4 protein-coding genes and 3 pseudogenes are annotated in these 5,812 nt (G+C 46.4%); 4 read left to right on the top strand and 3 right to left on the bottom strand.

The features are described from left to right. The first annotated feature begins 486 nt into the window (after positions 1 to 486). The 3 genes from PG899_RS23625 to PG899_RS23635 all read left to right on the top strand — a co-directional run bounded on the left by PG899_RS23625 (position 487) and on the right by PG899_RS23635 (position 2,576). Positions 487 to 675, top strand: a complete 189-nt coding sequence (locus PG899_RS23625) for a helix-turn-helix transcriptional regulator (RefSeq protein WP_042081333.1) — start codon at positions 487 to 489, stop codon at positions 673 to 675. Positions 676 to 1,310: 635 nt separating this feature from the next. Further along, positions 1,311 to 1,994: an inovirus Gp2 family protein gene (locus PG899_RS23630; protein ID WP_043851559.1), complete on the top strand. Its 684-nt coding sequence runs from the start codon at positions 1,311 to 1,313 to the stop codon at positions 1,992 to 1,994. Between the two features lie 123 nt (positions 1,995 to 2,117). Continuing rightward, a complete protein-coding gene (locus tag PG899_RS23635; protein ID WP_270697787.1) occupies positions 2,118 to 2,576 on the top strand; it encodes a Fic family protein in 459 nt (152 codons plus the stop codon). Positions 2,577 to 2,621: 45 nt separating this feature from the next. On the opposite strand, the pseudogene PG899_RS23640 reads toward PG899_RS23635, so the two are convergent. Continuing rightward, positions 2,622 to 3,260, bottom strand: a pseudogene (locus tag PG899_RS23640) (IS5 family transposase); the annotation flags it as partial. An 86-nt stretch (positions 3,261 to 3,346) separates the two neighbouring features. Here PG899_RS23640 and PG899_RS23645 point away from each other — a divergent pair. Continuing rightward, positions 3,347 to 4,060 (top strand): annotated as a pseudogene (locus tag PG899_RS23645) (IS110 family transposase); the annotation flags it as partial. A 4-nt stretch (positions 4,061 to 4,064) separates the two neighbouring features. On the opposite strand, the pseudogene PG899_RS23650 reads toward PG899_RS23645, so the two are convergent. Continuing rightward, positions 4,065 to 4,232, bottom strand: a pseudogene (locus PG899_RS23650) (IS1595 family transposase); the annotation flags it as partial. Between the two features lie 37 nt (positions 4,233 to 4,269). Beyond that, positions 4,270 to 5,499, bottom strand: a complete 1,230-nt coding sequence (locus PG899_RS23655) for a sensor domain-containing diguanylate cyclase (protein ID WP_005344802.1) — start codon at positions 5,497 to 5,499, stop codon at positions 4,270 to 4,272. Between the last annotated feature and the right edge of the window lie 313 nt (positions 5,500 to 5,812).

Below are 5,812 nucleotides of genomic sequence, written 5' to 3' on the forward strand. Positions count from 1 at the left end.
TGGATCATGCCGCCCCGTTCCCCGGTAATGGACATGGGCTTATGCAACTGGAGCGAAATTAGGATCAGCTATTTAGTGTTTTTCTAGTGTCAGTCAAGTGTCATTATAGGGTTTTTCTAGTATGTAAATAGTGTTTTTTATGGGCTCCCAGCCCAGTTTTTTGTCGATTTTCATTGATATGTATGCATTTTTTATGAGTTAGAGAGTGTTGTGTGTAGCCTCTCGTCCCCCAGTGAAAAAATCAGGCGACAACTCCCCTGCCACTGGGGGCTCGTGATTGGTGTGAGTCTGTTCATCATTGTTTTTTACAGAGAGCTTGTATGTGAAGACCTGTAGTAGCATCGATGAGTCGTTGGTGATTTGGTATTGGCTGTGGATTATTGAGTATAAATGGTGGGGCAATGAAGCTGCTGTGATGATGGAGTCTGGGATATGTAAAAATGAACACAGAGCACCTTAGGTATGAAAAAACTTAAGGAGAGTAAAATGGGTCTCATTAAAATAAATGAATTGATCGCGATGACTAAGCTATCTCGCCCAACAATCTATCGGCTAATCAAGGCAGGGAAGTTCCCTTCACAACTCCAAACATCGCCAAAGACGGTAGCATGGGAAAAATCAGAAGTAGAAGACTGGATTCGCAAATTGGTAATGGAGCGAAAAAATCATAACTAATAATATCTTGGCTCCCTTTTTTGGGAGCTGTTTTTTAAGTTTAATGGTTTCATTATGGTCTATTTGGAGCCAGTAAATGAAGGCTGTCAATCTGCTGTGCAGATTAAGTTTATGGCATAGAATAATTGCTTGATCGTTGAGGCTAAGTTCAGAGTAAGTTTTTTATTCTAATGCTCGGTATTATCGAGACCTTATCGAAAATACCTACGATTCTTTTCGGTGATTTAGTCGGCTACTTAGTTCGGTAATAGTATTACATATACACACAAAGTGTATAACAAGGCAGAGGGGGCAGGAGATATATCGAGGGTGAGAGTGATACACCATCAGAGTGTATCACAGGGTATGTGAACGAGAACATGTGATATATACACTTCGTGTATACCAATCAGATGCACATCAGGCTTGTACATCAGATACAAGCCATTAGCTGTATAGATCTGCATAGCAAAGTATATGTAATGCACAGAGTGCTAAATGCAGATTGGTATATCAACCTAGTGGTTTGATAAGAGAGAACAGTATCAGTTGTCCGTAAAGTTTTACGTAGCAATCCTCATTAATGATGATAAGTGAAGTCACCTGAGTATCTAACCAACGGGTATAGGTATTCCATGCGAGCTATAGGAACTTATATGAAATCAAAAGTCGGGTATCATTTAATAGCCGACGAGCTAGAAAACTTACGAGGTGTGGCTGAGGCCAAGTATGGTTCAATATCCTTTGAGCAGTTGAAAACATCCGTGGAGGTAATCGCTAACTTCTTGAATAAACACCCACGAGTGTTTGCAGTGCGCGTTGACCTACGCTTCCCCCTGATATCCATCATGGATGATCCGGATATGCCGACAAGCTTCCCACCGGAGGTAGAGGAGGAAAAGGTTATTAAGCGCTTTATAGCTTCACTAAAAAGCCAAATACAGGCGGCACGTCACCGTAAGGGTAAGACGGGTAAACCATTCTTCTTTGGATTTATCTGGGTGAAGGAGCAAGTAACAAGCCAGTACCCTCATTATCACGTGGTGCTACTATTTAACAGAGATGATTACGGTCATCTTGGGGATTACTCTAATTTCGATGGAGATAACATGGCTACGCGTATCCGTAAAGCTTGGTGTAGTGCATTGAGGCTCGCATACCCTGATTATGCGTCTTTGGTGCATTTCCCTGACGATGCAGAGTATCGATTTGATCGCCGAGATGCTGACCTGCATAATGAGAAATTTTATAAATTCTTGGAGAGGACCGCGTATTTATTTAAGTTACGCACGAAAGTACGAGGTGAACGTAATTACGGGCGTAGTCAACTGATAAGGTAATGTTACACTTAATTCACTGGCCCTAGCGGGGACGCTCGGCCATTCAAATTCAATTCGGGAGTTTCTGCTCCCGGATCTGTTAAGCTAATCCCTCATTTGTTATCGCATCAGTTGGAGTAACCCATGGCAGCCTATTCCCCTCCCTTCACCCTGACCCACGCCATGTTGAGTCGGGTGGCGGAGATCGCCGAGTTGGTGGGGCAGTGGCGGTTTGCTCAGAGCTCCCAGGTGCCGATGCTGCGTCGAGAGAACCGGATCCGCACTATCCAAGCCTCCTTGGCGATTGAGCACAACACACTGAGTGTTGAACAGGTGACGGCAGTGATTGAGGGAAAGACGGTGCTTGGGCTTCCACGGGAAATCCAAGAAGTCGGTAATGCGTTTGCGGCCTATGAAGCAATGCCTGATTGGGATCCGGCTTCCGCTGATGATCTACTCGGTGCTCACATACTCCTGATGCGTGGACTCTGTGATGATGCGGGTCACTGGCGTAGCGGTGGTGTAGGTATCTATCGAGGCGAGCAGTTGGTGCATATGGATCCCCCTGCGAACCAGGTCCCTCGTCTGATGGGGCCTTGTTGATCAAATCCAAAGTCGGATACTCGCTCCCCAACCCGCCGGGCGGGCTTAGTTGACGGCCTGCCGAATGGGCATACCAAGCCCTATGACCTTGTTCATGACTTTTACCCCAGCCAGGATCTCACCCACCTGGGCGTTGTAGCTCCGCAGACTCAGTTTCGGACCGATGAGCTGCTTGAAGCGATACATGGCGGTCTCAGCTATCGAGCGCTGATGATAGCCAGAGTCCTTTTTCCATTGCTCCAGCTCTCCTGCCTTGAGCGCGGCAACCGCCTCGTTGCGTGGATAGCCTTTCTTCCAGAATGCCGCATTCTTTCTCGGCGGTATGGTGGCCTTGATGCCCTTCTTTTGCAGTAGGGTATAGCAGGCTCTGGTGTCATAGGCACCATCGGCGCTGACTTGTTCTATCTTGCGGCGCAAGGGGTTGAGCAGCGTGGGCAACACCTCGTTATCGCCCACCGTTTCCAGGCTGACTTCGGCTGCAACGATGGCATGGGTCGCCGCATCTACGGCCAGGTGAAGCTTGCGCCAGACGCGGCGTTTCTCCTTGCCGTGCTTGCGAATTTTCCATTCGCCTTCGCCATAGACCTTGAGTCCGGTGGCATCGATGACCAGGTGAGCCACTGGGCCATGGCTCGATAGGCGGTACTTGATTTCGACCGTCTTGGCGCGCTTGCTGATACAGCTAATGGGATGGTCGCCCCTCCTAAACTGGCAGCACCTGTGCCAACGTGTGGGACGATACATTCATCAATGTGAGCGGAGCGATCAACATGAACGTTAAAACTATCGGGATCGATTTGGCGAAAGCGATTTTCCAGATACACGGTGTGAACGAACACGGTAAGTGCCTGTTTAACAAGCAGCTCAAGCGGGCACAAATGATCAGCTTTTTTGCCAATCTGCCACCCTGTCTGGTTGGCATGGAAGCCTGTAGCAGCGCCCACTATTGGGCCAGAAAACTGCAAGGGCTAGGACATACCGTTAAACTGATGGCCCCGCAGTTTGTTAAACCCTACGTGAAGACCAACAAGAACGATGCGGCGGATGCTGAGGCGATCTGCGAAGCGGTGAGCCGGCCGAACATGCGGTTTGTGCCAATGAAGAGTAGTGAGCAGTTAGCCGTCCTAGCGCTGCACCGCGCCCGACAAGGCTTTGTTAAGGCGAGGACCGCACAGGCCAACCAGCTACGTGGTCTGCTGGCAGAACACGGGATCATCATCCCTAAAGGCATTGCCCACATTGGCAAGCATCTGCCCGAGATCCTAGAGGAGTACGAGAACGGGTTGCCAGGGACGTTTCGGCAATTGCTCGAGCGCCTGGGGGAGCATCTCAAGGCGCTCGACCGGCAGGTTCAGGAACTAGAGGTCCAACTCCAGAGCTGGCATCGTGAGAACGTCGCCAGCAAGAAGCTGGCGCAGATCCCGGGGATCGGCCCGCTCACCGCGAGTGCCTTGATCGCCTCCGTCGGAGACGCAAAAAGTTTCCTGATTACCCATGACCCTCAGCCAGCTTCAAGAGTCGATATGGCATCGGAGGGCTTGCCACGACTGCATGCCCCAATTCTACCAACATGCTATTGAGGTCAAAACGATGATTAAACCGGAAGCAGTATTCAGCAAGATGCCTTGGTAAATGCTTCGCTCCGAGCGTATGGCAACCGCGATTCTCACTATTCAAGCCAAATTAAATCTTTTTATGCGATACATACACGATTTCTACCTTCGTTTTTTGCATGATATAAAGCACTATCCGCTTCTAGTAGTAATGTTTCTTCAGTCTTTATATGTGAGGTATTATCTGAACAGGCAATACCAAAGCTCATGGTGACAGAAAAATTGCCTTCATTCCTTTCAAACTTTAGATCAGAAATTGCTTGACGGATACGCTCTATAATTAACAGAGCATCTGTGGCATTGGTTTCACCCAGTATAATTAAAAACTCCTCACCACCATAACGCCCAACACAATCATGACTCCTTAAGTGGTTAGTTAAACTTTTACTGACCTCCTTCAGCGCTGTATCACCAGCAACATGACCATATGTGTCGTTGACATGTTTGAAATGATCTATATCAGCAAGTATTACAGTAGTAGGCTGTTTTTTTCTTGTGTCTTTTTCGATGGTGTTTTTTAGGAATTCCATTATAGCGCCCCGATGAAAAACACCAGTAAGTGCATCCCGAGAAGACTGCTCTTTGAGTTGCGCCAATGCATTTACCAACTGATTGTTTATGTCATAGATGCGTTGATAAAGACGGCTTTTTTCGACTAAAAATGATATTTGCCTTGCAAGGTTAATAAATATTTTTTGGTGGGCATCAATGTATGTGTTTTTTTCTTTGCTAGAGAAGAAAATGAAACCGATAGGCTTACCATCTGCAATGAGCGGGCAGGTTAAACTTGATTGAATGCCTTCAGCAACTATTAATTTAGTTGATAATGAGTTAGGGTTTTCAGCTAAATATAGTTGCAGGTCGTTAAGAATGCGGGGTTGTTGCGAGGTTAGTATCCCCTCTAAACTACTACCACTTAAAAAAGCAGTATATCCATTTTTGATCATTACTTTTTCTGGGTAATTGCTTTTTGTCCAATGAGCGAAAACCCGCTCATAATCATCAGATATTAATGCGCAGCCGATCCTATCGTAAGGTATTATTTCATGAAATGTGTCATATATGCGATTTAAAACCTCATCAAGAACACTGCCTTTACTGATTTCAGTGGATATTTCTTGAATTTTATTAAACCCATCAAGTCGGGCATCAAGCCAGGCAGCCAACTGAACAAGATCAGATTCAAAATCGAGAATGGATTCTATGTTGGTATCCTTCGGGAAAGATAAGGAACATTTGCCTTGTTTAATTTTTTTTATGGCTTCTCTGTATGAAGCTAACCGTTGAACTGATAGTGTTACATCGTTCATATCTTGTCCTTATCGGTACTGCGTTGACTTTTTGTAGCATAACGTCTGTTTAATCGATGATGCGAATAATACCTTGAGATCGTGATCTCCATCTAGATCTCTATCGCAGCGTGACATAATGGGTCATCAAATCATCTTCGCCGACAGTAAATTCAGCAGCAAGCGCCATCAGACCCGTAAAGCGATTTTTGCCCCTTCATGATCCCAGAAAAAGATCGTGAATTTAATCAATTAGCGGCGTTGTTGCCCAAATAAGCCATTAGGCCACAACTTCCCCAGCCCCAGGTGATAGTTACACTTGGGGCTTTCTAAC

It is taken from the genome of Aeromonas sp. QDB39, assembly GCF_027707585.1.
Lineage (GTDB): Bacteria > Pseudomonadota > Gammaproteobacteria > Enterobacterales > Aeromonadaceae > Aeromonas > Aeromonas hydrophila.